Raw genomic sequence first — 24,782 nt, 5'->3', positions numbered from 1 at the left:
ATGCCACGCCAGAAAACTGTCTCCTCCGGAACCGTCAGCAGGGCTCGCCGTCCCAAGCAGCCGGAAGTGAAGGCTGGTGTGGCACATCCCGACGCGCGCGCCGATGCCGAAGGCTTCGAGCCTGATCTCGCCGCCGAACTGATTCCCGTGACCGACGAGCCCATCGCCACGTCCACTTCGGTGGGCCTGCGCGAGGCCGACCTGCTTGCCGACGACAACGAGCGCATCGTGCGCGACGACGAAGAGGACGAGTCGGAAGACGAGGAAGAAGAGAGCGCGGAAAATGGCACCGACGGCGCCGCCCCCGAGCATGATGATTTCCGCACGGTGCTGCATACCGAGCTGGCCGCGGACACCGTCCAGCACTACCTGAACCGCATCAGCATCAAGCCGCTCTTGTCGGCCCCGGAAGAACTGCATTTCTCCACGCTGGCCAAGGACGGCGACTTTGCCGCGCGCCAGGTCATGATCGAGCGCAACCTGCGGCTGGTGGTCAGCATCGCCAAGGGCTACCTCAATCGCGGCGTGCCGCTGCTCGACCTGATCGAGGAAGGCAACCTGGGCCTGATGCACGCGATTGAAAAATTCGATCCGTCGCGCGGTTTCCGCTTCTCGACGTACGCGACCTGGTGGATCCGCCAGAGCATCGAGCGCGCCATCATGAACCAGGCGCGCACGGTCCGCCTGCCGGTCCACGTGATCCGCGAACTCAACCAGGTGCTGCGCGCCAAGCGCCATCTGGAGAAGGGCGGCACCGACGGGCGCGACGCCAGCCTTGAAGACATCGCCCACCTGCTGGGCAAGACGCCGGACGAAGTGCAGGACGTCCTGGCACTCAACGAACATACCACCTCGCTCGATACGCCGTTCGATCTCGATCCCGGCTCGAGCCTCCTGGATTTCCTCTCCGACGAGCACAACGCCGCCCCCGACCAGGAGGTCGCGCACCGCGAGCTGGAAGGGCTGATGAAGCTCTGGCTGGCGCGCCTGTCGGAAAAGCATCGCTATGTGGTGGAGCGCCGCTTCGGCCTCAACCATATCGAGCCCGCCACGCTGGAAGAGCTCGCCGAGGAAATGGGCCTCACGCGCGAGCGCGTGCGCCAGATCCAGCAGGAGGCGCTGGTCAAGCTCAAGCGGCATTTCGCTTCGCAAGGTGTCAGAAAGGACGCCGTTCTATGACCCCTGTGCTGGTATTCGACATCGAGACCATTCCCGATGTTGCCGGCCTGCGCCGTTTGCATGACCATCCCGATGCGATGAGCGACGCCGAAGTCGCCGAGCATGCGTTTGCCGCCCGCCGCGAAAAGACCGGCAGCGATTTTCTCCCGCACTACCTGCAACGCATCGCCGCGATTTCCTGCGTGCTGCGCCGCACGCACCGCGATGGCTCGGCAGTGTTCCACGTCGGCTCGCTGGGCACGCCGGAAGACGGCGAGGCCACGCTGATCCAGAAGTTCTATGAACTGATCGCGCGCTACAGTCCGCAACTGGTTTCATGGAACGGCGGCGGCTTCGACCTGCCGGTGCTGCACTACCGCGGCCTGGTCAACGGCGTTACCGCGCCGCGCTACTGGGAAATGGGCGAGGGCCGCGACGACGACAGCCGCGACTTCAAGTGGAACAACTACATCAGCCGCTACCACATGCGGCACCTGGACCTGATGGACCTGCTGGCCATGTACCAGCCCCGCGCCAGCGCGCCGCTGGATGACCTGGCCAAGCTGTGCGGCTTCCCGGGCAAGATGGGGATGGACGGCAGCAAGGTCTGGCAGGCGTTCCAGGCCGGCCAGCTCGACGAGATCCGCGCCTATTGCGAGACCGACGTCGTCAACACCTACCTGATGTACTGCCGCTTCCAGCTGATGCGCGGCGGCATGTCGCCGCGCGAGTTCGACGTCGAGATGGAATTCGTCCAGGAATCATTGGCCGAGCTGCCCGGCGAGCAGTGGATGGAATACCTGCAGGCATTCCGGCTGCAGCGTCTCACGCCTGAAGCCGAAGACCTCGAAGACTGAGGACGCCGGCGACGCGCCGACACGGGTTCACAGATCCAGCGACAGCAGGATCGGCTGGTGGTCCGAGTCGGCCGTATCGGCATCGACCTCGCAGCGCCGGATACGCCCGGCGAGATTCTCCGTCACGAACATGAAATCGCAGGCGAACGGCGCCTCCGGCCATTGCTCCTTGTCGTACAGGGCGCAGGTCGGCGCATGCGGCTGGCCTGGGTGCGTGTGCAGCCAGGCATCGCGCCAGGGGGGCGTGGCGTCGTCAAAGGGTTCGAGCACGCGGCGGTAGGCGATATCGTCGGGTTTGCTGTTGAAGTCGCCGCACAGGACGGCCTCGGCCGGGCGCGGCTCTGGCGTGAACGGGCCCGGCCATTTCTCGCTGCGGCCGGGGCGGCGCGCATGGTCGCAGGCTTCGGCGTGCCAGGTGCGCAAGGCTTCGGCCTGCGCGGCGCGCTGGTGTGATGAGTAATACTCCAGGTGCGTGCAGATCACGCGCAGCGGCCGGGTGCCGTCGACTTCGACCGTGGCTTCCAGCGCCACGCGCGGCATCGAGGCGACCTGCGGGTCCGCCGGCCAGGGCAAGGCATGGCGGAAGACTTCGCGCACCGGCAGGCGCGTGGCGATCAGGTTGCCGAACTGCTTGCGCCCTCCGGTGGCGGTGCGGCGGTCGACACCTGGCGCGTAGAGCAGGTGGTAGCCGGGCAGCAGGGCGGTCAACTCTGCCACCTGGTCTTCACCCGGGCTGCCGTGCAGTTCGCCGAACCCGCGCGTGACCTCCTGCAGGCAGATGACGTCGGCGTCGGCAATGCCGCGCAGGGTGTTGACCTGGCGCCCCAGGTCGACATGTCCGTCGGCGCCTCGGCCCCACTGGATATTCCAGGAAATCAGTTCCATTTGCTGTCTCCGTTGTATCGTCAGGCTGCTGCCACCGGTGCGGGCCCGGTCTGGCATACAATCCCGCTTTCGCAAAACAATACGTCAGGTTTCGTCTGGTGTCCCAAGCCGTGTCCTCCCCACAAGAAACGCCGGCAGCCCCGGCCGCTGTTGCCGATCAAGGTGCTGCTCCCGCCGCAAAAGAGTCCCGTGCCCGCGCCGACGCTGGCGCCCCCGCGGCCGATCCCGTGGTGTCGATCGACAGCCTCGACATGGAGGCCCGCGGCGTTGGCCGCCTGGTGAACGAGGATGGCACGCCCGGCAAGGTGATCTTCGTCGAGGGCGCGCTGCCCGGCGAGACCGTCAGCTACCGCAGCTTTCGCCGCAAGCCCAGCTACGAGCAGGCCCATCTGGTCGAGGTCCGGCAGGAATCGGTGATGCGGGTGAAGCCCGGCTGCCAGCATTTTGGGGTCTGCGGCGGGTGCTCGATGCAGCATCTGGATTCGCGCGCCCAGCTGGCGATCAAGCAGCGCGTGCTGGAAGACAACCTGTGGCACCTGTCCAAGGTGAAGCCCGACGTGGTGTTCCGTCCCATCGCCGGGCCGGACTGGGGCTATCGCTACCGCGCGCGGCTGACCGTGCGCCACGTGGCCAAGAAGGGCGGGGTGCTGGTCGGCTTCCATGAGCGCAAGAGCAGCTATGTGGCCGACATGACCCGTTGCGAGATCCTGCCGCCGCATGTGTCAGCCATGCTGGTGCCGCTGCGCGAACTGGTCGGCGGCCTGTCGATCCGCGACCGCATGCCGCAGATCGAGCTGGCCGTGGGGCAGGAAGTCACCGCGCTGGTGCTGCGCATCCTGGAGCCGCTGACCGATGCCGACAAGGACCTGCTGCGCGCCTTCGCCGACCAGTACCAGGTGCAGTTCTGGCTCCAGCCCAAGGGCCCGGATACGGTTTATCCGTTCTACCCGGCCGATGCCGAGCTGGCCTATACGCTGCCGGAATTCGGCATCCGCATGCCGTTCAAGCCGACCGACTTCACCCAGGTGAACCACCAGATCAACCGCGTGCTGATTGGCCGCGCGCTGCGCCTGCTCGACGCGCAGCCGCAGGACCGCCTGCTCGACCTGTTCTGCGGCATCGGCAACTTTACGCTGCCGCTGGCCACGCAGGGCAAGTCGGTGATGGGCATCGAAGGCAGCGAGGCGCTGACCACGCGTGCGCTGGCCAACGCCGAATACAACGGGCTGGCGGCCAGGACCGAGTTTGCATGCCGCAACCTGTTTGAAGTCACGGCCGAGGACATTGCCGCGCTGGGCCGCTTCGACCGCTGGCTGGTCGATCCGCCGCGCGAAGGCGCGCTGGCCGTGTGCAAGGCGCTGGGCGAACTGGCGCAGCAGGGCAGCGACGTGCTGCCGCAGCGCATCGTCTACGTCTCGTGCAGCCCCGCCACGCTGGCGCGCGACGCCGGCCTGCTGGTGCATGAGGCGGGCTACCGGCTCGCCGGCGCGGGCGTGGTCAACATGTTCCCGCATACCTCGCACGTGGAGTCGATCGCGGTGTTCGATCGCGACTGATCGCGGCGGGCGCACCAAAGAAAAACCGGCCATCAGGCCGGTTTTTTCATGCTGCAGGGGAGGTTGCCGTCAGTCGCGGCTGCCGCCGAAGATGCCCAGCAGCGCCAGCAGGTTGACGAAGACGTTGTACACGTCCAGGTAGATCGCCAGCGTGGCGGTGATGTAGTTGGTTTCGCCGCCGTTCACCACGCGCTGCACATCGAACAGGATGTACGCCGAGAAGATGCCGATGGCGATCACCGAAACCGTGATCATCAGCGAGGGCAGTTGCAGCCAGATATTGGCGACGCTAGCAAGGATCAGCAGGACCACGCCGACGAACAGGAATTTGCCCAGGCCGGAGAAATCACGCTTGCTGACCGTGGCGATGGTGGCCATCGTGCCGAACACCGCCGCCGTGCCGCCAAAGGCATACATGATCAGCGCCGGCCCGTTCGAGAACTGCAGCGTCGCGCCGATCAGGCGCGACAACATCAGGCCCATGAAGAAGGTGAAGGCCAGCAGCAGGACCACGCCCATGCTGCTGTTCTTGGTCTTCTCGATGCCGTAGAAGAAGCCGAAGGCGATGCCCAGGAACAGGATCAGCGACAGGCCGGGGCTGCCCGCCATGAAGCTGAAGCCGGTGGCCACGCCGATCCACGCGCCGAGCACGGTGGGGATCATCGAGAGGGCCAGCAGCCAGTAAGTGTTGCGCAAGACCCGGTTGCGAACGACGACGTCAGTGACGGTCGACGCACTGTTGCCGAAACCGTAGGTGTTCAGCTTGTTATCCATGGTGACTCCTGTCTCAAAACGGTGAGGCGCCGGGGCTGCGAGGCTTCGGATGCGAAGATTCGTATGGAACCCGGACGGAACCATCGTCAATGTGGCACCTGGGGGGCTGAATTGCAAGGGCGGGGTAACCCAGGAGTCACCTCGCACATGCTTTGCGCCCGTTCGGTGCCGCTCACATTGGATGTTAGCCGGGGCGGCGTGTTCCTGGCATGACAAGGTTGTAATGTGCTCTTTGATCTACTTGATGCCGGGTTGTGCGGCAAGGGTGGCCCGACACACGCCAGAGCAGGGAAGACCCTCGAAAGGGTCATAGTCTTCGTGCTAGAATCCTACGTTTAATCCATTTGTAACCCCTTCATTTTTCGGAGTTTTTCATGGCGATCGAACGCACCCTGTCGATTATCAAGCCGGATGCCGTGGCCAAGAACGTCATTGGCCAGATCTACGCCCGTTTCGAGGCCGCCGGCCTGAAGATCGTTGCTGCCAAGATGGTGCACCTGTCGCGCGGCGAAGCCGAGCAGTTCTACGCTGTCCACAAGGAGCGTCCGTTCTTCAAGGACCTGGTGGACTTCATGATTTCCGGCCCGGTCATTATCCAGGCCCTGGAAGGCGAGAACGCCATCGCCAAGCACCGCGACCTGATGGGCGCCACCGACCCGAAGAAGGCCGAGAAGGGCACCATCCGTGCCGATTTCGCCGACAGCATCGACGCCAACGCCGTGCACGGCTCGGACGCTGCTGAAACGGCTGCCGTGGAAGTGGCATTCTTCTTCCCGGGCATGAACGTCTACAGCCGCTGATTGTCCGGCGCTGCTGCCAGGACTAGACTGACACCGAAGCTGAGTTTGCCGTCATGAACGCTCTCGTCAACCTGCTCGACCTCGACGCGGACGCGCTCACCGCTTATTGCGGCGAGCTCGGCGAGAAGCCGTTCCGTGCGCGGCAACTGCAACGCTGGATCCACCACTACGGTGCCAGCCGCTTCGACGCCATGTCGGATCTCGCCAAGTCGCTGCGCGAAAAGCTCGCGACGCGGGCCGAGATCCGCGCGCCTGCCGCCATCACCGACAACCTGTCGGCCGACGGCACGCGCAAGTGGCTGCTCGACGTCGGCCAGGGCAACGCGGTGGAAACGGTCTACATCCCCGAGGAAACGCGTGGCACGCTGTGCGTTTCCTCGCAGGCAGGGTGCGCCGTCAACTGCCGGTTCTGTTCCACCGGCAAGCAAGGCTTTTCGCGTAACCTCAGCACCGGTGAAATCATCGGCCAGCTGTGGATGGCGGAGTTCGCCATGCGCGAACAACTGGGCCGCGGCCCCAAGGATGACCGCGTCATCTCCAACGTGGTGATGATGGGCATGGGCGAGCCGCTGCTGAACTACGACGCCGTCGTGCCGGCAATGCGCCTGATGCTCGACGACAACGCCTACGGCCTGTCGCGCCGCCGCGTGACGCTGTCCACCTCCGGCGTGGTGCCGATGATGGACCGGCTGTCGAAGGATCTCCCGGTGGCTCTCGCCGTGTCGCTGCACGCGTCCAACGACGCCCTGCGCGACGTGCTGGTGCCGCTGAACAAGAAGTACCCGCTGGCCGAACTGATGGCGGCATGCCGCCGCTACCTGGAATTCGCGCCGCGCGATTTCATTACTTTCGAATACTGCATGCTGGATGGCGTCAACGACAGCGTCGAGCATGCGCGGGAACTGCTGAAGCTTGTGGCCGACGTGCCGTGCAAGTTCAACCTGATCCCGTTCAATCCGTTCCCCGAATCGGGCCTGAAGCGTTCCAACAACGATCAGATCCGGCGCTTCGCGCAGGTGCTGATGGATGCAGGCATCGTGACCACCATCCGCAAGACCCGCGGCGACGATATCGACGCTGCCTGCGGCCAGCTGGCCGGGGAAGTGAAGGACCGCACGCGCCTGGCCGAGCGCGGCAAGTTCGGCAAGATCACGCCACTGGTGCCGGTCACTGCTTCCGGCCAGCCTCGGGAGGTTCGCCCTGCATGATCCGTCTGATCGCTGCGGCCCTGCTGGGGCTGCTGATGTTGTCCGGCTGCCAGCTACCGCATGCGCCGGCGCAGGAACCCCAGACCGCTTCCGACCAGACCGATGCAAGGCGCCGCGCCGGCATCCGGCTGCAGCTGGCCACCAACTATCTGGAGGCCGGGCAGAACGCGGTCGCCCTTGACGAGATCAAGCAGGCCATTGCCATCGATCCGGCGCTCGCCGACGCCTACCATGTGCGCGCGCTGATCTACATGAACATGAATGAGCGGACGCTGGCCGACGACAGCTTCCGCACGGCGGTGTCGATGCGTGCCAACGACGGCGACCTGCTCAACAACTACGGCTGGTTCCTGTGCCAGGAAGGGCGCTACGGCGAAGCCGTGCCGATGCTGCAGCGCGCGATGGCGGCGCCGTCCGCGGGCGGCCCCGCCAAGCCGCTGATCAGCCTGGGTGCGTGCGAGCTGCGCCAGGGCAACAGCGCCGAAGCGGAAAAGAACCTGAAGGCCGCGCTCGGCTACGACCGCAACAACCCGGTGGCCAACACCAACCTCGCGCTGGTCTTCTACCGGCGCGGCGACTTCGCGCAGGCCCGGCAGTATGTCCAGCGCGTCAACAGCAGCCAATTTGTCAATGCGCAATCCCTCTGGCTGGGAGCGCGCATTGCCCACCGTCAGGGCGACAGCCGCACGCAGGATGCGCTTGGGGCGCAACTGCGCAGCCGCTTCCCCGACTCGCGTGAGTTGACCGCCTACGAACAAGGAGCATGGGATGAGTGAGCACGACCGCGCCGCAGGCCAGGCCGTACCGACGCAACAAGTCGGCGGGGGCGCGCACGAAGGAGAACGCGAAGCCGCCGCGCGCGAGATCGGCGCAGCGCTGGCGCGCGAGCGCGAGGCGCAGCGGATGTCGGTGGAAGACGTCAGCGCGCGGCTGAAGGTGGCTGCAGGCAAGCTGCGCGCGATCGAGGCCGGCAACCTGCAGGCACTGCCCGACGTGACCTTCGCCAAGGGCGTGATGCGTGCCTATGCCCGCATGCTGCATGTCGACATCGACCCGCTGCTGGCACGCTTCCAGCCGCGCCCGGTGGCGCAGGTGGCGGAAATTGCCCGGCAGCGCGAGGGCGGCATCAATGCGGCCTTCGACGACCGCAACCGCTTCCGCTCGGGCGGCAGCGGCGGCCGCTGGGTCTGGCTGGCGCTGGTGGCCGTGCTGGTGGCCGCGGGCGGCTGGTTCGGGCTTGACCATATCCGCGCATGGATCGAAGCGCGCAGCAGCGCTGCCGAGACCGTAACGGCTGAAGCGCCTGCCGTGATCCAGAGCACGGAAGCCGGCACCGTGACGGCGGCGCTGCCGCCGGTCATGGCCGCCAGCGATTCGCCGGCGCCGTCTGCCGAAACCGCTCCGGCCAGTGCCGCGGCAGCCCCCGCGGCCGCGGTGTTGCCCGCCGCCGCCGCTTCCGCGCCTGCTGCTGCCACGGCACCGGCTGCTGCCACGGCACCGGCTGCGCCAGCAGGCGAGGGCGAACTGCAGATCCGCTTTGCCGCCGATACCTGGTTTGAGATCCGGGACAATAGCGGCAAGATCGTCATGGGCGGTACCGCCAAGGCTGGCCAGACCATGGCCGGTGGCGGCACGGCCCCGTACAAGGTGGTGATCGGCAACGTCAAGGGCGTCGAGTCGCTGACGCGCAATGGCACGCCGGTCGACCTGAAGGCAGCCAACCGCAACAACGTGGCGCGCCTGACGCTGCCCTGACACGGGCGCGAGGTGCGGCAAGATGCGTCTTTGCAAGGTGGTAACGCTATGAACCAACAGCTCTGTCTCCCGGTCCTGCCCGGTCCGCTGCCGCGCCGCCAGACGCGCCAGGCGCGCGTCGCGTGGGGCGACAATGTCGTGACTATTGGCGGCGGTGCGCCGGTGCGCGTGCAGTCGATGACCAATACGGATACGGTCGATGCCATCGGCACCGCGATCCAGGTCAAGGAACTGGCGCGCGCGGGTTCGGAAATCGTGCGCATCACGGTGAATACGCCCGAGGCGGCCGCCGCGGTGCCGTCGATCCGCGAGCAGCTCGACCGCATGGGCGTGGATGTGCCGCTGGTGGGCGACTTCCACTACAACGGCCACAAGCTGCTGCAGGACTATCCGGCCTGTGCCGAGGCGCTGTCCAAGTACCGGATCAACCCCGGCAATGTCGGCCAGGGCGCCAAGCGCGACACGCAGTTCGCGCAGATGATCGAGATGGCGTGCCGCTACAGCAAGCCGGTGCGCATCGGTGTGAACTGGGGCAGCCTGGACCAGGACCTGCTGGCACGGATCATGGACGAAAACGCCGGGCGCGCCGAGCCGTGGCCGGCGCAGAGCGTGATGATCGAGGCGTTGATCACCTCCGCCATCGATTCGGCGAAGAAGGCCGAGGAAATCGGCCTGCCGGGCGACCAGATCATCCTGTCGTGCAAGGTGTCGCAGGTGCAGGAACTGGTCGCGGTCTACCGCGAGCTGGCACGCCGCTGCGACTACGCGCTGCACCTCGGGCTGACCGAGGCCGGCATGGGCAGCAAGGGCATCGTGGCCTCGACCGCGGCGCTGTCGGTGCTGCTGCAGGAAGGCATCGGCGACACCATCCGCATCTCGCTGACGCCGGAACCCGGCGCGCCGCGCGAAAAGGAAGTGTACGTGGGGCAGGAAATCCTGCAGACCATGGGCCTGCGCAACTTCACCCCGATGGTGATTGCGTGCCCGGGCTGCGGGCGCACCACCAGCACGGTGTTCCAGGAACTGGCGGCCAGCATCCAGACCTACCTGCGCGAGCAGATGCCGCACTGGAAGACCGCCTACCCGGGCGTCGAGGAAATGGATGTGGCCGTGATGGGCTGTATCGTCAACGGCCCGGGCGAGAGCAAGCACGCCAACATCGGCATCTCGCTGCCGGGCTCGGGTGAATCGCCGGCGGCGCCGGTGTTCGTCGACGGCGTCAAGGTGAAGACGCTGCGCGGCGAGCGCATTGCAGAAGAGTTCCAGGCGATCGTAGATGAATACGTTCGCACGCATTACGGCCCGGGCGCTGCGCGGACCGACAAAGAAGTGGCAGCCTGAGCCGGACCGGCCGGGTGCCAGCAGCCTGACTAGAACAGAATGACGCAATCCGAGAACGTGGCCGCCGAAGGCGGTGCCAAGACCGAACCGAAGGTGCGCCCCGCCAAGGCCCTGCAGGGCGTGAAGGGCATGAACGACATGCTGCCGGCGGACGCGCCGCTGTGGGAGCATTTCGAGAATGCCGCTCGCGCCATGCTGCGCGCCTACGGCTACCAGCAGATCCGCACGCCGATCGTCGAGCATACGCAGCTGTTCGTGCGCGGCATCGGCGAGGTCACCGACATCGTCGAGAAGGAGATGTACTCCTTCACCGATTCGCTCAACGGCGAGCAGCTCACGCTGCGCCCGGAAGGCACCGCCGCGGCCGTGCGCGCCACCATCGAGCACAACCTGCTGTACGACGGCCCCAAGCGCCTGTGGTACACCGGCCCGATGTTCCGCCACGAGCGCCCGCAGCGCGGCCGCTACCGCCAGTTCCACCAGCTCGGCGCCGAGGCGCTGGGCTTTGCCGGCCCGGACGTGGATGCGGAAATCATCCTGATGTGCCAGCGCCTGTGGGACGACCTGGGCCTGGTAGGCGTGCGCCTGGAGCTCAATTCGCTGGGGCAGGCCCATGAGCGCGCCGCGCACCGCGAACAGCTGATCAAGTACCTGGAAGACTTCCAGGACATCCTGGACGACGACAGCAAGCGCCGCCTGTACACCAACCCGCTGCGCGTGCTGGACACCAAGAACCCGGCGCTGCAGGAGATGGCGGCCAACGCGCCCAAGCTGATCGACTTCCTGGGCGAAGAGTCGCTGGCGCACTTCGAGGGCGTGCAGCGCCTGCTCAAGGCCAACAACATCCCGTTCAAGATCAACCCGCGCCTGGTGCGTGGCCTGGACTACTACAACCTGACGGTGTTCGAGTGGATCACCGACAAGCTGGGCGCGCAAGGCACCATCGCCGGCGGCGGGCGCTATGACCCGCTGATCGCGCAGATGGGTGGGAAGTCCGCGCCCGCGTGCGGCTGGGCCATGGGCATCGAGCGCATCATCGAGCTGATCCGCGAAGAAGGCGTGGTGCCCGACGCGGCGGGCTGCGACGTCTACCTGGTGCACCAGGGCGAAGCCGCCGCGCAGCAGGCGATGATCGCCGCGGAACGGCTGCGCGACGCGGGCCTGGACGTGGTGCTGCACGCCAGCCCCGACGGCAAGGGCGGCAGCTTCAAGTCGCAGATGAAGCGCGCCGACACAAGCGGCGCGGCCTATGCCGTTATCATTGGCGAGGACGAAGTGGCCGCCGGCGTAGTCCAGGTCAAGGAACTTCGCCAGCGCGAGCAGGCCGAAGGCGGTGGGCAACAGGCCACCGTGCCGGCCGAAGGCCTGGTCGATTACCTGATCGACGCCATGGTCGGCGCGAGCGAATAAATCGCGCGCTGGCCAGCCGGAACACCCCAGTACACGAGTACCCAACCCAACGCAGGTGATTGCCTCGACATGGCTTACGATCTAGAAGAACAGGAACAGCTTGAGAATCTGAAGGCCTGGTGGCGCCAGTACGGCAATGCGCTGACCTGGGTGCTGATCGTCGCGCTGCTGGCGTTTGCCGGCTGGAACGGCTGGAAGTACTGGGAACGCAGGCAGGCCGGCGAGGCCGCGGTGCTGTATGAGCAGGTGCTCAAGGCCGCCGAGGCGCGCGACATCGAGCGCATCAAGCGCGCCGCGACCGACCTGGAAGATAAGTACGGCCGCACCGCCTATGGGCAGATGAGCGCGCTGGTAGCAAGCCGCGTGCTGTACGATGCGGGCGACCTGGCCGCGGCCAAGAGCCAGCTGCAGTGGGCCATCGACCACGGCGACGAAGCCTACTCGCACCTGGCGCGCGTGCGTCTGGCCGGCGTGCTGCTCGACGAGAAGGCCTACGACAAGGGCCTGGCGCTGCTCAAGGATGAACCGCCGGCAGCGTTCGTGGCGCTGTATGCCGACCGCCGCGGTGACCTGCTGGCCGCGCAGGACAAGCGCGACGATGCGCGCACGGCCTATCGCAAGGCGCTGGACAAGCTGGGCCAGGACGAGCCGGCGATGCGCCAGATTATCCAGTTCAAGCTCGATGCGCTGGGCACGGCCTGATCCGGCCGCTCCCGAACGCGTGCAAACACCGCATATCCAGCGGATCGTATAAACAGGACCGTAACCCTATGACGTCAGTGCTTTCCCGTGCCGTACATCGCCAGCCCGCCCGCACCATGACCCGTGCGCTGGTGGCGGTTGCCTGCCTGGCCACACTGGGCGGCTGCTCGCTGTTCAGCAAGGAAAACAAGCACCCGCCCGCCGAACTCAAGCCGGTCTCGGGCACGCTGTCGGTGCGCCAGGCCTGGAAGGCCGACGTGGGCAAGAGCGGCCCCTATTCGATGCAGCCGGCCGCGGCGGGCAACAACGTCTACGTGTCTTCCAACAATGGCAACGTGATGGCGCTGGAAGGCGCCAGCGGGCGCGTGCTGTGGAAGGCCAAGGCCGACCTGGACCTGACCTCAGGCCCGGGCAGCGATGGCTCGGTGACGGCGGTCGCCGGCGAGAAGGGCGCCATCTATGCCTTTGACGCCAGCGGCAAGCAGATCTGGAAGAAGCAGGTCAACGGCGAGGTGCTGTCGGCGCCGCTGGTCGGCAACGGCCTGGTGGTGGTGCGCACCACCGACACGCGCGTATTCGGCCTGGACGCCGAGACCGGCGAGCGCCGCTGGATCTACCAGCGCTCGCAGACGCCGCTGAACCTGCGTGCGTCGATGGGGATGGTGTTTGCCGGCGACGGCATCGTGATGGGCTTCCCCGGCGGCAAGCTGGGCGTGCTGACGCCGGGCAACGGCGTGCTGCGCTGGGAGAGCGCGGTCTCGTACCCGAAGGGCGTGTCGGAGATCGAGCGCCTGAACGACGTCACCGGCCTGCCGATGGTGAGCGGGCGCCAGGTCTGCGCCACCACCTTCCAGGGCCGGGTGGCCTGCCTGGAGCTGGCCAGCGGCCAGCCGCAGTGGGGCAAGGATTTCTCGTCGCCGAGCGGCCCGGCGCAGGATGACAATGCGATTTACGCCAGCGATGAGCAGTCGGTCGTGCATGCGTTCGACCGCCAGAACGGCAACGAGCGCTGGAAGAACAACGACCTGCGCAACCGCCGCCTGGGCGCGCCACTGGCCTTGGGCCGCTCGGTGGTAATGGGCGATTTTGAAGGTTATGTACACTTCCTGTCGCGCGAAGACGGCCAGGTCATCGCACGCATGAAGACTGATGGCAGTGCCATCACCGCCGCGCCCGTGATGGCGGGGCAGACCATGGTAATCCAGACCCGCGACGGCGACGTCTACGGTTTCCAGCCTGGCTGACAGGTATCCAATGCGCGCTGCCGTACACCTGTCGGTACGGCCAGCGCCGAATCCGGTAGCATGATCCTTAGCGCGGCAATTGCAGCGGGTCCGTTGACCCGGCGCCGCGCCCGACAGGACAAGCGGCAGACCGCGCCCAGGTGGCGCGGCGTGCCGTCGGATCCATTGACTCCGGAGTTACCGGGGGGCGGCGTGCCGGCCCCCGTTTCCGTTTATTGCATGAAACCAGTTATCGCATTAGTCGGCCGCCCCAATGTAGGGAAGTCGACGCTATTCAACCGCATGACCCGATCGCGCGACGCCCTTGTCGCCGACCTGCCGGGCCTGACGCGCGACCGCCATTACGGGGAAGGGCGCATCGGCGAACGTCCGTTCATTGCCATCGATACCGGCGGCTTTGAGCCGGTGGTCAAGGAAGGCATCGTCGCCGAGATGGCCAAGCAGACCAAGCAGGCCGTGGTCGAGGCCGATGTGGTGATCTTCATCGTCGACGGCCGCCTGGGCCTGGCGCCGCAGGACCGCGCCATTGCCGACTACCTGCGCAAGACCGGCCGGCGCATCATGCTGGCGGTCAACAAGGCCGAGGGCATGAAGTACACCTCGGTGGCGGCCGATTTCTATGAGCTGGGCATGGGTGATCCGTACGCGATCTCCGCTGCCCACGGCGATGGCGTGAGCGAACTGGTCGACGAGGCCATCGAGCTCGCGGTCCAGGAGCGCCCCGAGCTGGCCGAAGAGATTTCGGACGAAGGCAAGGGCGTCAAGATTGCCATCGTCGGGCGCCCCAATGTGGGGAAATCCACGCTGGTCAACACGCTGATCGGTGAAGAGCGCGTGATCGCGTTCGACATGCCCGGCACCACCCGGGATGCCATCTACGTGGAGTTCGAGCGCGGCGGCAAGCCCTACACGCTGATCGACACGGCGGGCTTGCGCCGGCGCGGCAAGGTGTTCGAGGCGATCGAGAAGTTCTCGGTGGTCAAGACGCTGCAGTCGATCGCCGATGCCAACGTGGTGATCCTGCTGCTCGATGCGCAACAGGATATTTCCGAGCAGGACGCGCACATCGCAGGCTTTATCGTGGAGTCGGGCCGCGCACTGGTGGTGGGCGTCAATAAATGGGATGGGCTCGACGGCCATACCCGCGACCGCATCAAGCACGACCTGGAACGCAAGCTGCAATTCCTGAGCTTCGCGAATTTCCATTTTGTCTCGGCGCGCGAGCGTACCGGCATTGGCGCGCTGATGCGTTCGGTCGATGACGCGTTCGCCGCGGCGATGGTCAAGCTGCCGACGCCGCAGCTCACGCGTGTGCTGCAGGAAGCGGTGGAATTCCAGCAGCCCAAGCGGGTCGGCGCATCGCGGCCCAAGCTGCGCTACGCGCACCAGGGCGGCTCGAATCCGCCCATTATCGTGATCCACGGCAATGCACTGTCGGGCGTTGCGGAAACCTACCGGCGCTACCTGGAAAATCGTTTCCGTACGGCATTCAAGCTCAAGGGCACCCCTCTTCGCATCGAATTTCGTACGAACAAAAATCCGTACGCGGACTCGAAGGATTGAGTCCGGAATCGGATCCCTGGCGGGGCAAGTTTTCGTTTGCGTTCGTTTGGAACTGCGGCTAAATTTGCGGTAACAGGGGGTTCCCTGTGCATTGACGCCGACTTGGTACCGTTTTTGATCTTTTTCTGGCGCGTTTTTGCGCCGACTGACTTGAACCGGGGACTTCCATCCCCATCATTCATCACTAAACCTATAAATTTGGAGTGTGCCATGAGCAACAAAGGGCAACTGCTACAAGACCCGTTCCTGAACGCGCTGCGCAAAGAGCACGTGCCGGTTTCCATCTACCTCGTCAATGGCATCAAGCTGCAAGGCAATATCGAATCGTTCGACCAGTATGTCGTCCTGCTGCGCAACACCGTGACGCAGATGGTCTACAAGCATGCGATTTCCACTGTCGTTCCTGCGCGCGCGGTCAATTTCCGCGTGGATGACGCCGCCGAGGCCTGATCTCCTTGCGGGCATCGTGCGGGCGCCCCGCGGCGCCGCACCGATGCCCGGCGCCGGTGCGCCATCGCGCCCGGTGCCGCGCGGCCCGGCGGTTGCGTACGCAGCCGCCGCTGCCGCCACGTTCCGCATCATGCGGCGGCCTGTCCCGGCAGGGGCCAGGACAGAGTCCGACATCCGCCCGCCTTCCCCCTGAACCCGTTTTTCCCTGCGCTTTCGCGCCCTCCCTTGGACCCCAGAGCCACTTCCAATACCGCCCCCTCGCGCGCCATTCTCGTCGGCGTCGACTTCGGCAAGCATGATTTCCAGGAAAGCCTCAGTGAACTGGCGCTGCTGACCTCTACCGCCGGCTCGCTGCCGGTGCATACGCTGACGGGCCGCCGCTCGCGGCCGGATCCGGCGCTGTTCATCGGCTCGGGCAAGGCCGAGGAGCTGAAGGAGGCCGCCGACGCGCTGGATGCCGACGTGGTCGTGTTCAACCACGCCCTGAGCCCGGCGCAGCAGCGCAACCTGGAACGCTTCCTGAACCGCCACGTGATCGACCGCACCGGCCTGATCCTGGACATCTTCGGGCAGCGCGCGCAGAGCCACGTCGGCAAGGTGCAGGTGGAGCTGGCGCAGGTCCAGTACCGCGCGTCGCGGCTGGTCCGGGCGTGGAGCCACCTGGAGCGGCAGAAGGGCGGCATCGGCATGCGCGGCGGCCCTGGCGAGCGCCAGCTCGAGCTGGACCGGCGCATGCTGGACGAGCGCGCCAAGCGGCTCAAGTCGGATCTGTCGCGGCTGCAGCGCCAGCACAGCACGCAGCGGCGGGCCCGCGCGCGCAATGACACGCTCAGCATTTCGCTGGTGGGCTATACCAACGCGGGCAAGTCGACGCTGTTCAACGCGCTGACCAAGGCTGGCGCCTATGCGGCCGACCAGCTGTTCGCCACGCTCGACACCACCTCGCGCCGGCTGTTCCTGGATGGCCTGGGCAACGTGGTGCTGTCCGACACGGTCGGCTTTATCCGCGACCTGCCCACGCAACTGGTGGCGGCGTTCCGCGCCACGCTCGACGAGACCGTGCATGCCGACCTGCTGCTGCATGTGGTGGATGCATCGAGCCCGGTGCGCCACGAGCAGATCGAGCAGGTCAACCGCGTGCTGGCGGAAATCAACGCGCTGGATATCCCGCAGATCGTGGTGATGAACAAGATCGATGCCGCGCCTGAGCTGTTGGAGCAGGGCCCGCGCCTGGAGCGCGACGAGGACGGTATCCCCACCCGCGTGTTCCTGAGCGCGCGCGAGGGGATGGGCCTGGATGCGCTGCGCGAGGCCGTGGTCGAGGTGGCGCAATGGCTGGCCAGCCGCCCGCCCGAGCCGCAACCCTATGATCCGCGCCTGGCCGACGTGCCGCATTACGACAGTGCCGATGATGGCGGCGTGGCTGACGGCAGCGACGACCCCGATGCGGGGGATGCGGGCAGGCTTTAACCCGTCAATTCGCGGTCAATTCGCCGCCGGTTCGCCGCCAGTTCGCCGGAGCTTATGCCCAATTCCGGTGCGATTGCCGCCGGGATTGCGCGAATTGGCCAAAAGTGGCTCGGATGACTGCTAGAATCCCCCTGTTACAAACTTCCCCGGACCCGTGCACTTCATGCCCCAGTTTCCCCGGAATGCTGATTCGAGCCTGACACCAGGCGGCCGCTTCGCGCTGCGCGCGGGCTGGCAGCGCCTGCGCGCCATCTTCTCGCTGAACGATCCGCGCTGGGGTCGCAACGGTCAGGACGACGACGACAAGAAGGACGGTCGCGACGACAACCGCCAGCAGAACCAGCGTCCGCAGCAGGACGGCGGCCCGCCCGACCTGGACGAGCTGTGGCGCGACTTCAACCGCCGCCTGAACGGCCTGCTCGGCCGCAAGGACAACGGCGGCGGCAACCAGGGCTTTGGCGGCCCGCGCACGCCGGGCAAGGGCTCGGGCGTGGGCGCTGGCGTGATCGTGGCAGCGGTGGTCGGCATCTGGCTGGCCAGCGGCTTCTTCATGGTGCAGGAAGGCCAGACTGCGGTGATCCTGCAGTTCGGCAAGTTCAAGTACGCCACCGGCCCCGGCATCAACTGGCGCATGCCCTGGCCGGTCCAGTCGGCCGAGGTCGTCAACCTGTCGGCCGTGCGTTCGGTCGAGGTGGGTCGCTCCACGTCGATCAAGGACAGCAACCTGAAAGACTCGTCGATGCTGACGCAGGACGAGAACATCATCGACGTGCGCTTTACCGTGCAATACGTGATCCAGGACGCCAGCGAATTCCTGTTTTTCAACAAGACCGACCGCGGTGGCGATGAAGAACTGGTGACGCAGGCCGCCGAGACCTCGGTGCGCGAGATCGTCGGCCGCAACAAGATGGACGCGGTGCTGTACGAGAGCCGCGAACAGATCGCGCAGCAACTGGCCAAGTCGATCCAGGCCATCCTGACCGCGTACAAGACCGGCATCCGTGTGCTGTCCGTGAACGTGCAGAGCGTGCAGCCGCCCGAGCAGGTGCAGGCCGCGTTCGACGACGTCAACAAGGCCAGCCAGGACCGCGAGCGCGCGATCAGCGAAGGCCAGGCCTATGCCAATGACATCCTCCCGCGCGCCAAGGGTACCGCGGCGCGCCTGAAGGAAGAGTCCGAAGCCTACCGCTCCCGCGTGGTGGCGCAGGCCGAGGGCGATGCCTCGCGCTTCCGTTCGGTGCAGACCGAGTACGCCAAGTCGCCGCAGGTGACGCGTGACCGCATCTATCTGGAAACCATGCAGCAGATCTACAGCAATTCGACCAAGGTGCTGGTGGACGCGCGCCAGGGCAACAATCTCCTCTACCTGCCGCTGGACAAGCTGATGGCGCAGGCCGATGGCCGCGCCGCGCCGCAACCGGGCCAGCCGGGTGCCGCGAGCACGCCGGCACCCGCGCCGGATGCATCGACGGATATCCGTTCGCGCGAATCGATGCGCAACCGCGACCGCGACTCGCGCTGAGGAGACCGTCATGAACCGACTGATTTCCTTCGCGATTGGCTTTTTCATCCTGCTGGCCGTGGTCTCGTCCATGCTGTTCGTGGTCGACCAGCGCCAGTACGCCGTGGTGTTCGCCTTCGGCGAGATCAAGCAGGTAGTGCGCGAGCCCGGCCTGCACTTCAAGCTGCCGCCGCCGTTCCAGAACGTGGTGTTCATGGACCGCCGCCTGCAGACCATCGACGGGGCCGCCAGCGAGCGTTTCCTGACCGCCGAGAAGAAGAGCATGGTGGTGGACTGGTTCGTCAAATGGCGCATCACCGATCCGCGCAAGTTCTTTGTCGCCTTCGGCGGCAACGTGCGCGGCGCGCAGGACCGCATGACCCAACGCATCGACTCGGTGGCGCGCGAGGAGTTCGGCAAGCGCACCGTGGCCGACGTGGTTGCCGGCGAGCGCGAGCAGGTGATGCAGGCCATCCGCAACGGCATGAGCGAATACGCCAAGTCGGTGGGCGTCGAGATCCTGGACGTGCGCCTCAAGCGCGTTGACCTGCTGCCTGCGATCAGCGAATCGGTGTACCGCCGCATGGAGGCCGAGCGCAAGCGCGTGGCCAACGAGCTGCGCTCCACCGGTGCCGCCGAGGGCGAGAAGATCCGCGCCGATGCCGACCGCCAGCGCGAAGTGGTGCTGGCCGAGGCCTATCGCGACGCCCAGGTGATCAAGGGCCAGGGCGATGCCAAGGCCTCGCAGATCTATGCCGATGCGTTTGGCCGCGATCCGCAGTTCGCGCAGTTCTGGCGCAGCATGGAGGCTTACCGCAACACCTTCCGCGACAAGCGCGACGTGCTGGTGCTTGAGCCCAACTCCGAGTTCTTCCGCTACATGCGTTCCAGCGGCGGTGCCGCCGCGGCGGCCTCGGGCGGATCCGGAGGCAAGCGCTAGCACCGTCGCTTGTCCGTGTGGCGAATTGACGAAACCCCGGCTTGCCGGGGTTTTGTCCGGCTGGAGCCATCCTCGCTGAGTGATGGCGCGGGCGCGCGGCGCCTGCAATGAAGTTCCTGGTCAGGCACGGGCGCCTTGGGGGCATTGCCTCGAGGCAAACCGAATGACAGAGACGAGATTGACTGAGAAGAGATTCACTATGTCCAACCATTGGCTGCTGCCAGAAAACATTGCCGACGTGCTGCCGTCGGAAGCGCGCAAGATCGAAGAACTGCGCCGCCGCATGCTGGACCTGTTCCGCACCTACGGCTACGAGATGGTGATGCCGCCGATGCTGGAATACCTGGAGTCGCTGCTGACCGGTACCGGCCATGACCTGGACCTGCGCACGCTCAAGCTGGTGGACCAGCTGTCGGGCCGCACCATGGGCCTGCGTGCCGATATCACGCCACAGGTCGCGCGCATCGACGCGCACCTGCTGAACCGCCCGGGCGTGACCCGCCTGTGCTACGCGGGCAACGTGCTGCATGCGCGCCCGGCGGGTTTCCACGCCACGCGCGAGCCGATCCAGATCGGCGCCGAGATCTATGGCCATGCCGGCCTGGAAGCCGACGTCGAGATCCAGGACCTGATGCTGGCCGCGCTGCAGGCGGCTGGGCTGTCGGATGTCCGCATCGACCTGTGCCATGCCGGCATCCTGGAAGCGCTGCTGGCGGGCCTGCCGTCGATCCGCAAGATCGAGGACGCGCTCTTTGCCGCGCTGGAAACCAAGGATGTGCCGGCCCTGCGCGAGCTGACCGCAGGCATGCCGCAGACCGAGCGCGATGCACTGCTGGCGCTGCCGACACTGTACGGCGGCGTGGACGTGATCGAGCGCGCCCGCGCGACGCTGCCGGCCAGCCCGGCCATCGGCCGCGCGCTGGATGAACTGGCGGCACTGGCGGTGCAGGTGCGCGGTGCCAGCGTGAATATCGACCTTTCGGATTTGCGCGGTTACCACTATCACAGCGGCGTGATGTTCGCGGCCTATGTTGCCGGCCTGCCCAATTACGTGGCGCGTGGCGGCCGTTACGACAAGGTGGGCGAGGCCTTCGGCCGTGCGCGTCCGGCCACGGGTTTCTCGCTGGACCTGCGTGAAGTGGCGGCGTTGTCGCCCGTGGAAGTGCGCGCCCAGGCGATTTTTGCGCCGTGGGATGCGGATCCGGCACTCCGGGCCGCGATTTCCACGCTGCGTGCGGCCGGCGAGATCGTGATCCAGTCGCTGCCGGGCCATACCCACGAGCTCGATGAGTTCAATTGCGACCGGCAGCTGGTGCGCCAGGATGCCGGCTGGGCCGTGGTGCCGCGCTGACGCTTGGGCGCCGGGCGTGCCCAAAAATCGAGAATCGCCCGGCAACAAGAGTAGAATACGTTTTTAACCTATTGACCAAAGCAATATGTCCGCATCCGCAGTAGGCCAGGGACGCAATGTCGTCGTGATCGGCACCCAATGGGGTGACGAAGGCAAAGGAAAAATCGTCGATTGGCTTACCGACCAGGCAAAGGGCGTGGTGCGGTTCCAGGGTGGCCACAACGCTGGCCACACGCTGATCATCGGTGGCAAGAAGACCATTCTCCGCCTGATCCCGTCCGGGATCATGCGTGACGGCACGGTCTGCTACATCGGCAACGGTGTGGTGCTGTCGCCCGAAGCTTTGTTCCGTGAAATCGAAGAACTCGAAAGCGCCGGCCTGCAGGTGCAGAACCGCCTGCGCATTTCCGAGGCCGCCACGCTGATCCTGCCGTACCACGTTGCCATCGACAAGGCGCGCGAAGCCCGCCGTGGCGCCGCCAAGATCGGCACCACCGGCCGCGGCATCGGCCCGGCCTATGAAGACAAGGTGGCCCGCCGCGCGCTGCGCGTGCAGGACCTGTTCGATCCGCAGCAGTTCGCCGAACGCCTGCGCGAGAACCTGGACTACCACAACTTCATGCTGACCCAGTACCTGGGCGCCGAAGCCGTGGACTTCCAGCAGACCCTGGATGAAGCGCTGGCCTACGCGCCGCGCCTCGCGCCGATGGTGGCCGACGTGTCGGCCGAGCTGTACGCGGTCAATGCCGCCGGCGGCAACCTGATGTTCGAAGGTGCGCAAGGCACGCTGCTGGACGTGGACCACGGCACCTATCCGTTCGTGACCTCGAGCAACTGCGTGGCCGGTGCGGCCGCAGCGGGCGCCGGTGTCGGTCCGGGCCGCCTGAACTACATCCTGGGCATCACCAAGGCCTACTGCACGCGCGTGGGCGCGGGCCCGTTCCCGAGCGAGCTGTACGACAACGACAACCCGTCGCGCCAGGACCCGGTCGGCGTGCGCCTGGCCAACGTCGGCAAGGAATTCGGTTCAGTCACCGGCCGTCCGCGCCGCACCGGCTGGCTGGATGCCGCCGCGCTCAAGCGCTCGGTGCAGATCAACGGCGTGTCCGGCCTGTGCATGACCAAGCTGGACGTGCTCGATGGCCTGGAAACCATCAAGCTGTGCGTGGGCTACGAACTCGACGGCAAGACCGTCGACATCCTGCCGCGCGGCTCTGATGCCGTGGCGCGCTGCGTGCCCGTCTACGAGGAATTCCCCGGCTGGAACGAGTCGACCTTCGGCGTGAAGACGTGGGACGCGCTGCCTGAGCAGGCCCGCGTCTACCTGAAGCGCGTGGAAGAAGTGGTCGGCATTCCGATCGACATGATCTCGACCGGCCCGGACCGCGACGAGACCATCCTGCTGCGTCATCCGTACAAGGCCTGACCCGGCAGCAGCACACCACAAGGCAGCGGCGCCACGAGCGCTGCGGCCCGCCAGAAATAAATCGGCCCGCGCAAGCGGGCCGAGCCATATCGGTCAATCGACCCGACGATATAAAGCGTAAAAAGATGAACCTGCCAACGAACGATGACGAGAACCTGTGGGTCTCCTGGGACGAATACCATCGCCTGATCGCACGCCTGTCGCTGAACGTGCATGAGTCGGGCTGGAAGTTCGACAAGATCCTGTGCCTGGCGCGCGGCGGGCTGCGCGTGGGCGACCAGATGTCGCGCATCTTCGACGTGCCGCTGGCCATCCTGGCCACCAGCAGCTACCGGGAGGCCGCGGGCACGCAGCAGGGCAACCTGGACATCGCGCAGTACATCACCATGACCCGCGGCGAGCTGACGGGCAGGGTACTGCTGGTCGACGACCTGGTGGATTCGGGTATCACGCTGGAACGCGTGGGCCGCCACCTGAAGGAGCGCTATCCGGCCGTGACCGAGGTGCGTTCGGCCGTGCTGTGGTACAAGGCGTGCTCGAAGGTCGAGCCGGACTACCACGTGACCTTCCTGCCGTCGAACCCCTGGATCCACCAGCCGTTCGAAGAGTACGACACGCTGCGCCCGCACAACCTGGCCGCCTGGCTCAAGCGCGGCAAGCGTGCCAGCCTGCTGGATGACGACGCGCGCGGCTGAACGCGCGCGTGTTGAAAGCCGTACCCGCGGGGCACGGCACCGGGCGGTTTTAGTACCCGACCGTGAAACGCTGGCGCGAATGCGCCGGCTTTTCGATCTCGTCGAGCATTGCGATGGCATAGTCGTCCATCGAGATCCAGCTCTTGCCTGCTGCGTCGCTCAGCAGGGTTTCCTCGCCAACACGGAACTTGCCGGTGCGCTCGCCGGGCTCGAACAGTGCCGACGGCGACAGGAAGGTCCAGTCGATCCGCTGTTCGCCACGCAGCGCGTTGAGAAAGTCGCGGCCTGCGAGTGCCTCGGGCTTGTATGCATCGGGGAAGTTCGGGGTGTCGACCAACTGCACCCCAGGTGCAACATAGAGGCTGCCGGCACCACCCACCACCAGCAGGCGCGGCACGCCGGCCTGGCGCACGGCCGAGGTCACCTGCTGCGCGTTCAGTTGCGCGAAGCGCGCGCTGCTGATGACCACGTCATTGCCGGCCAGCGCCGCGGCCAGTGCGGCGCTGTCGGTTGCGTCGAGGTCCCTGGTGGTCACGCCGTCGCGAGCGGGCAGTTTGCTGGCGTGGCGCGCAATGGCGGTCACCTGGTGGCCGCGGCGCAGGGCTTCGTCGGTGAGGCGCGTGCCAACGCGGCCGGTGGCGCCGATGATTGCGATCTTCATGGTCACTCCTTCTTTCGGTCAGGTTGATATGAAACCATTGTGGTTACATATCGGGACAAAAAAATTCAGCGCTTGCGGCGCTGGCTGCTGCCTTCGACATCGGCGAGCATGCTGGCGATGGTGATGCCCGCAAGGGTATCGTCCATGGCCGCCTGCGCACGGTCCGCGACCTTGCGCAGCGCACCGGTGATCTCGCGCCCGACCGGGCAGGCCGGATTGGGCGCGCTCTGGTGCAGCGTGATCAGCGCGGTGGTTTCCACTACGCGGAACACGTCGAGCAGCGTGATCGACGCGGCCGGGCGCGCCAGCGTGGCGCCGCCGGTGCTGCCCATGGTGGTCGCCACCAGCCCGGCTTCAGCCAGTTGGCCGACCAGCCGCCGGATCAGCGCCGGGTTGGTGCCCACGCTGCCGGCGATCAGCGACGACGGTACCGGCTCGGCCGAACTGGCGAGCAGGGTCAGGATGTGGACTGCCACGGCGAACCGGCTGCTTGTGCTCAACGCTTGTGCTCAGGATGTCAGATGCAATGTGAAACCATGATAGTTACACATGGTCAGGCATGTCAAGCACGGGCAGGGTGCAAAGTGGCCGGAGTACCGGGAGGGAAGGAGGTGATACGCCGATGTGGCAGCCAATGGCCGGTGGAATGCCGGAATCGCCACTGAAGCTGTTACACTCCTCGACATTGCCGTACCGTTGTGGTTCGGCTGCCGCGCGGGGTACGGTGCGCGGTTTCACGGACGGGAAAAAACCCGTACGCTCGCAGTTATGACATCGCGGCACGGCCGCCAAGCAAGGAGTGCAAGTTGCCGGATCTGATGCGCGAAACAGGCGTCAAAAACAAAAAACCCGCAGGGCTTGAAAGCGCTGCGGGTTTTCCGGTGATCTGGTGCCCAGGAGAGGACTCGAACCTCCACAGTGTTGCCACCGCTAGGACCTGAACCTAGTGCGTCTACCAATTCCGCCACCTGGGCAGGTGTCGAAACAACCGAAGCGCTCATTATAGAGAGCGCGAGAATTTTGTCAAATAGTTTC

General features: G+C 66.0%; 23 protein-coding genes and 1 tRNA gene. 19 read left to right on the top strand and 5 right to left on the bottom strand.

From position 1 onward, the window contains the following. A complete protein-coding gene (gene rpoS / locus AC07UK_RS02880) occupies positions 1-1,179 on the top strand; it encodes an RNA polymerase sigma factor RpoS (protein WP_035816314.1) in 1,179 nt (392 codons plus the stop codon). After that, positions 1,176-2,015, top strand: a complete 840-nt coding sequence (locus tag AC07UK_RS02875; protein WP_013957227.1) for a 3'-5' exonuclease — start codon at positions 1,176-1,178, stop codon at positions 2,013-2,015. The genes rpoS and AC07UK_RS02875 overlap by 4 nt, the downstream gene beginning before the upstream one ends. A 27-nt stretch (positions 2,016-2,042) precedes the next feature. Here the strand turns inward: AC07UK_RS02875 and AC07UK_RS02870 are convergent, their stop codons facing one another. After that, a complete protein-coding gene (locus tag AC07UK_RS02870; RefSeq protein WP_436222107.1) occupies positions 2,043-2,900 on the bottom strand; it encodes an endonuclease/exonuclease/phosphatase family protein in 858 nt (285 codons plus the stop codon). A 227-nt stretch (positions 2,901-3,127) separates the two neighbouring features. Between AC07UK_RS02870 and rlmD the strand changes: the two genes are divergently transcribed. Next, positions 3,128-4,456, top strand: coding sequence for a 23S rRNA (uracil(1939)-C(5))-methyltransferase RlmD (gene rlmD, locus AC07UK_RS02865; RefSeq protein WP_494685475.1), 1,329 nt, complete (start codon positions 3,128-3,130; stop codon positions 4,454-4,456). A 69-nt stretch (positions 4,457-4,525) separates the two neighbouring features. Here rlmD and AC07UK_RS02860 read toward each other — a convergent pair whose 3' ends face one another. Continuing rightward, positions 4,526-5,230, bottom strand: coding sequence for a Bax inhibitor-1/YccA family protein (locus AC07UK_RS02860; RefSeq protein ID WP_013957224.1), 705 nt, complete (start codon positions 5,228-5,230; stop codon positions 4,526-4,528). Between the two features lie 374 nt (positions 5,231-5,604). Here AC07UK_RS02860 and ndk point away from each other — a divergent pair, with 374 nt between their 5' ends. From ndk to AC07UK_RS02780, 16 genes are all read left to right on the top strand, one after another. Continuing rightward, on the top strand, positions 5,605-6,030 hold the full coding sequence (gene ndk, locus AC07UK_RS02855) for a nucleoside-diphosphate kinase (protein WP_013957223.1): 426 nt from the start codon (positions 5,605-5,607) through the stop codon (positions 6,028-6,030). Positions 6,031-6,083: 53 nt separating this feature from the next. Continuing rightward, positions 6,084-7,238: a dual-specificity RNA methyltransferase RlmN gene (rlmN, locus tag AC07UK_RS02850; protein WP_114132545.1), complete on the top strand. Its 1,155-nt coding sequence runs from the start codon at positions 6,084-6,086 to the stop codon at positions 7,236-7,238. After that, on the top strand, positions 7,235-8,014 hold the full coding sequence (gene pilW, locus AC07UK_RS02845; protein WP_436222106.1) for a type IV pilus biogenesis/stability protein PilW: 780 nt from the start codon (positions 7,235-7,237) through the stop codon (positions 8,012-8,014). Before rlmN ends, pilW begins: the two co-directional genes overlap by 4 nt. Further along, positions 8,007-8,993 carry a RodZ domain-containing protein gene (locus AC07UK_RS02840; RefSeq protein WP_494685292.1) on the top strand — a complete coding sequence of 329 codons (987 nt, stop codon included), beginning with the start codon at positions 8,007-8,009 and terminating at the stop codon, positions 8,991-8,993. Before pilW ends, AC07UK_RS02840 begins: the two co-directional genes overlap by 8 nt. A gap of 48 nt (positions 8,994-9,041) precedes the next feature. Continuing rightward, positions 9,042-10,334, top strand: a complete 1,293-nt coding sequence (ispG, locus tag AC07UK_RS02835; protein WP_436222104.1) for a flavodoxin-dependent (E)-4-hydroxy-3-methylbut-2-enyl-diphosphate synthase — start codon at positions 9,042-9,044, stop codon at positions 10,332-10,334. Positions 10,335-10,373: 39 nt separating this feature from the next. After that, on the top strand, positions 10,374-11,744 hold the full coding sequence (gene hisS / locus AC07UK_RS02830) for a histidine--tRNA ligase (RefSeq protein WP_436222103.1): 1,371 nt from the start codon (positions 10,374-10,376) through the stop codon (positions 11,742-11,744). 69 nt (positions 11,745-11,813) lie between these two features. Continuing rightward, positions 11,814-12,446, top strand: a complete 633-nt coding sequence (locus AC07UK_RS02825) for a tetratricopeptide repeat protein (protein WP_013957217.1) — start codon at positions 11,814-11,816, stop codon at positions 12,444-12,446. 68 nt (positions 12,447-12,514) lie between these two features. Continuing rightward, on the top strand, positions 12,515-13,690 hold the full coding sequence (gene bamB / locus AC07UK_RS02820; protein ID WP_436222102.1) for an outer membrane protein assembly factor BamB: 1,176 nt from the start codon (positions 12,515-12,517) through the stop codon (positions 13,688-13,690). A 219-nt stretch (positions 13,691-13,909) separates the two neighbouring features. Next, positions 13,910-15,253 (top strand): ribosome biogenesis GTPase Der, encoded by a 1,344-nt coding sequence (gene der / locus AC07UK_RS02815; RefSeq protein WP_035816329.1) that lies wholly within the window; start codon positions 13,910-13,912, stop codon positions 15,251-15,253. A 210-nt stretch (positions 15,254-15,463) separates the two neighbouring features. Then, complete coding sequence (hfq, locus tag AC07UK_RS02810) at positions 15,464-15,703, top strand: RNA chaperone Hfq (RefSeq protein WP_010809431.1); 240 nt, start codon at positions 15,464-15,466, stop codon at positions 15,701-15,703. 225 nt (positions 15,704-15,928) lie between these two features. Then, the gene (gene hflX, locus AC07UK_RS02805) at positions 15,929-17,173 is read left to right on the top strand and encodes a GTPase HflX (RefSeq protein ID WP_436222101.1); all 1,245 of its coding nucleotides are present in this window, start codon (positions 15,929-15,931) and stop codon (positions 17,171-17,173) included. 163 nt (positions 17,174-17,336) lie between these two features. Then, positions 17,337-18,695: an FtsH protease activity modulator HflK gene (hflK, locus tag AC07UK_RS02800; RefSeq protein WP_436222100.1), complete on the top strand. Its 1,359-nt coding sequence runs from the start codon at positions 17,337-17,339 to the stop codon at positions 18,693-18,695. A 10-nt stretch (positions 18,696-18,705) separates the two neighbouring features. After that, the gene (hflC, locus tag AC07UK_RS02795) at positions 18,706-19,614 is read left to right on the top strand and encodes a protease modulator HflC (protein WP_013957212.1); all 909 of its coding nucleotides are present in this window, start codon (positions 18,706-18,708) and stop codon (positions 19,612-19,614) included. A gap of 199 nt (positions 19,615-19,813) precedes the next feature. Further along, the gene (locus AC07UK_RS02790; RefSeq protein WP_013957211.1) at positions 19,814-20,965 is read left to right on the top strand and encodes an ATP phosphoribosyltransferase regulatory subunit; all 1,152 of its coding nucleotides are present in this window, start codon (positions 19,814-19,816) and stop codon (positions 20,963-20,965) included. A gap of 85 nt (positions 20,966-21,050) precedes the next feature. Then, complete coding sequence (locus tag AC07UK_RS02785; protein ID WP_436222099.1) at positions 21,051-22,391, top strand: adenylosuccinate synthase; 1,341 nt, start codon at positions 21,051-21,053, stop codon at positions 22,389-22,391. A 125-nt stretch (positions 22,392-22,516) separates the two neighbouring features. Further along, positions 22,517-23,086: a phosphoribosyltransferase gene (locus tag AC07UK_RS02780; protein ID WP_114132553.1), complete on the top strand. Its 570-nt coding sequence runs from the start codon at positions 22,517-22,519 to the stop codon at positions 23,084-23,086. A gap of 49 nt (positions 23,087-23,135) precedes the next feature. Here AC07UK_RS02780 and AC07UK_RS02775 read toward each other — a convergent pair whose 3' ends face one another. From AC07UK_RS02775 to AC07UK_RS02765, 3 genes are all read right to left on the bottom strand, one after another. Next, positions 23,136-23,747 carry an NAD(P)-dependent oxidoreductase gene (locus AC07UK_RS02775; protein WP_436222098.1) on the bottom strand — a complete coding sequence of 204 codons (612 nt, stop codon included), beginning with the start codon at positions 23,745-23,747 and terminating at the stop codon, positions 23,136-23,138. A 65-nt stretch (positions 23,748-23,812) separates the two neighbouring features. After that, a complete protein-coding gene (locus AC07UK_RS02770; RefSeq protein ID WP_035816341.1) occupies positions 23,813-24,247 on the bottom strand; it encodes an Rrf2 family transcriptional regulator in 435 nt (144 codons plus the stop codon). 387 nt (positions 24,248-24,634) lie between these two features. Further along, a tRNA-Leu gene (locus AC07UK_RS02765) sits at positions 24,635-24,721 on the bottom strand. Between the last annotated feature and the right edge of the window lie 61 nt (positions 24,722-24,782).

Source organism: Cupriavidus sp. GW821-FHT07C08 (assembly GCF_059419025.1).
This window is presented reverse-complemented; position numbering and strand designations above follow the sequence as displayed.

Coding starts and splice junctions, on each gene's coding strand:
- AC07UK_RS02790 (WP_013957211.1), top strand. CDS start 19,814: ATGTCCAACCATTGGCTGCTGCCAGAAAACATTGCCGACGTGCTGCCG.
- AC07UK_RS02780 (WP_114132553.1), top strand. CDS start 22,517: ATGAACCTGCCAACGAACGATGACGAGAACCTGTGGGTCTCCTGGGAC.
- pilW (WP_436222106.1), top strand. CDS start 7,235: ATGATCCGTCTGATCGCTGCGGCCCTGCTGGGGCTGCTGATGTTGTCC.
- hflC (WP_013957212.1), top strand. CDS start 18,706: ATGAACCGACTGATTTCCTTCGCGATTGGCTTTTTCATCCTGCTGGCC.
- bamB (WP_436222102.1), top strand. CDS start 12,515: ATGACGTCAGTGCTTTCCCGTGCCGTACATCGCCAGCCCGCCCGCACC.
- AC07UK_RS02875 (WP_013957227.1), top strand. CDS start 1,176: ATGACCCCTGTGCTGGTATTCGACATCGAGACCATTCCCGATGTTGCC.
- rpoS (WP_035816314.1), top strand. CDS start 1: ATGCCACGCCAGAAAACTGTCTCCTCCGGAACCGTCAGCAGGGCTCGC.
- AC07UK_RS02870 (WP_436222107.1), bottom strand. CDS start 2,900: ATGGAACTGATTTCCTGGAATATCCAGTGGGGCCGAGGCGCCGACGGA.
- der (WP_035816329.1), top strand. CDS start 13,910: ATGAAACCAGTTATCGCATTAGTCGGCCGCCCCAATGTAGGGAAGTCG.
- hfq (WP_010809431.1), top strand. CDS start 15,464: ATGAGCAACAAAGGGCAACTGCTACAAGACCCGTTCCTGAACGCGCTG.
- AC07UK_RS02775 (WP_436222098.1), bottom strand. CDS start 23,747: ATGAAGATCGCAATCATCGGCGCCACCGGCCGCGTTGGCACGCGCCTC.
- AC07UK_RS02860 (WP_013957224.1), bottom strand. CDS start 5,230: ATGGATAACAAGCTGAACACCTACGGTTTCGGCAACAGTGCGTCGACC.
- ispG (WP_436222104.1), top strand. CDS start 9,042: ATGAACCAACAGCTCTGTCTCCCGGTCCTGCCCGGTCCGCTGCCGCGC.
- rlmN (WP_114132545.1), top strand. CDS start 6,084: ATGAACGCTCTCGTCAACCTGCTCGACCTCGACGCGGACGCGCTCACC.
- hisS (WP_436222103.1), top strand. CDS start 10,374: ATGACGCAATCCGAGAACGTGGCCGCCGAAGGCGGTGCCAAGACCGAA.
- AC07UK_RS02785 (WP_436222099.1), top strand. CDS start 21,051: ATGTCCGCATCCGCAGTAGGCCAGGGACGCAATGTCGTCGTGATCGGC.
- hflK (WP_436222100.1), top strand. CDS start 17,337: ATGCCCCAGTTTCCCCGGAATGCTGATTCGAGCCTGACACCAGGCGGC.
- AC07UK_RS02840 (WP_494685292.1), top strand. CDS start 8,007: ATGAGTGAGCACGACCGCGCCGCAGGCCAGGCCGTACCGACGCAACAA.
- AC07UK_RS02825 (WP_013957217.1), top strand. CDS start 11,814: ATGGCTTACGATCTAGAAGAACAGGAACAGCTTGAGAATCTGAAGGCC.
- ndk (WP_013957223.1), top strand. CDS start 5,605: ATGGCGATCGAACGCACCCTGTCGATTATCAAGCCGGATGCCGTGGCC.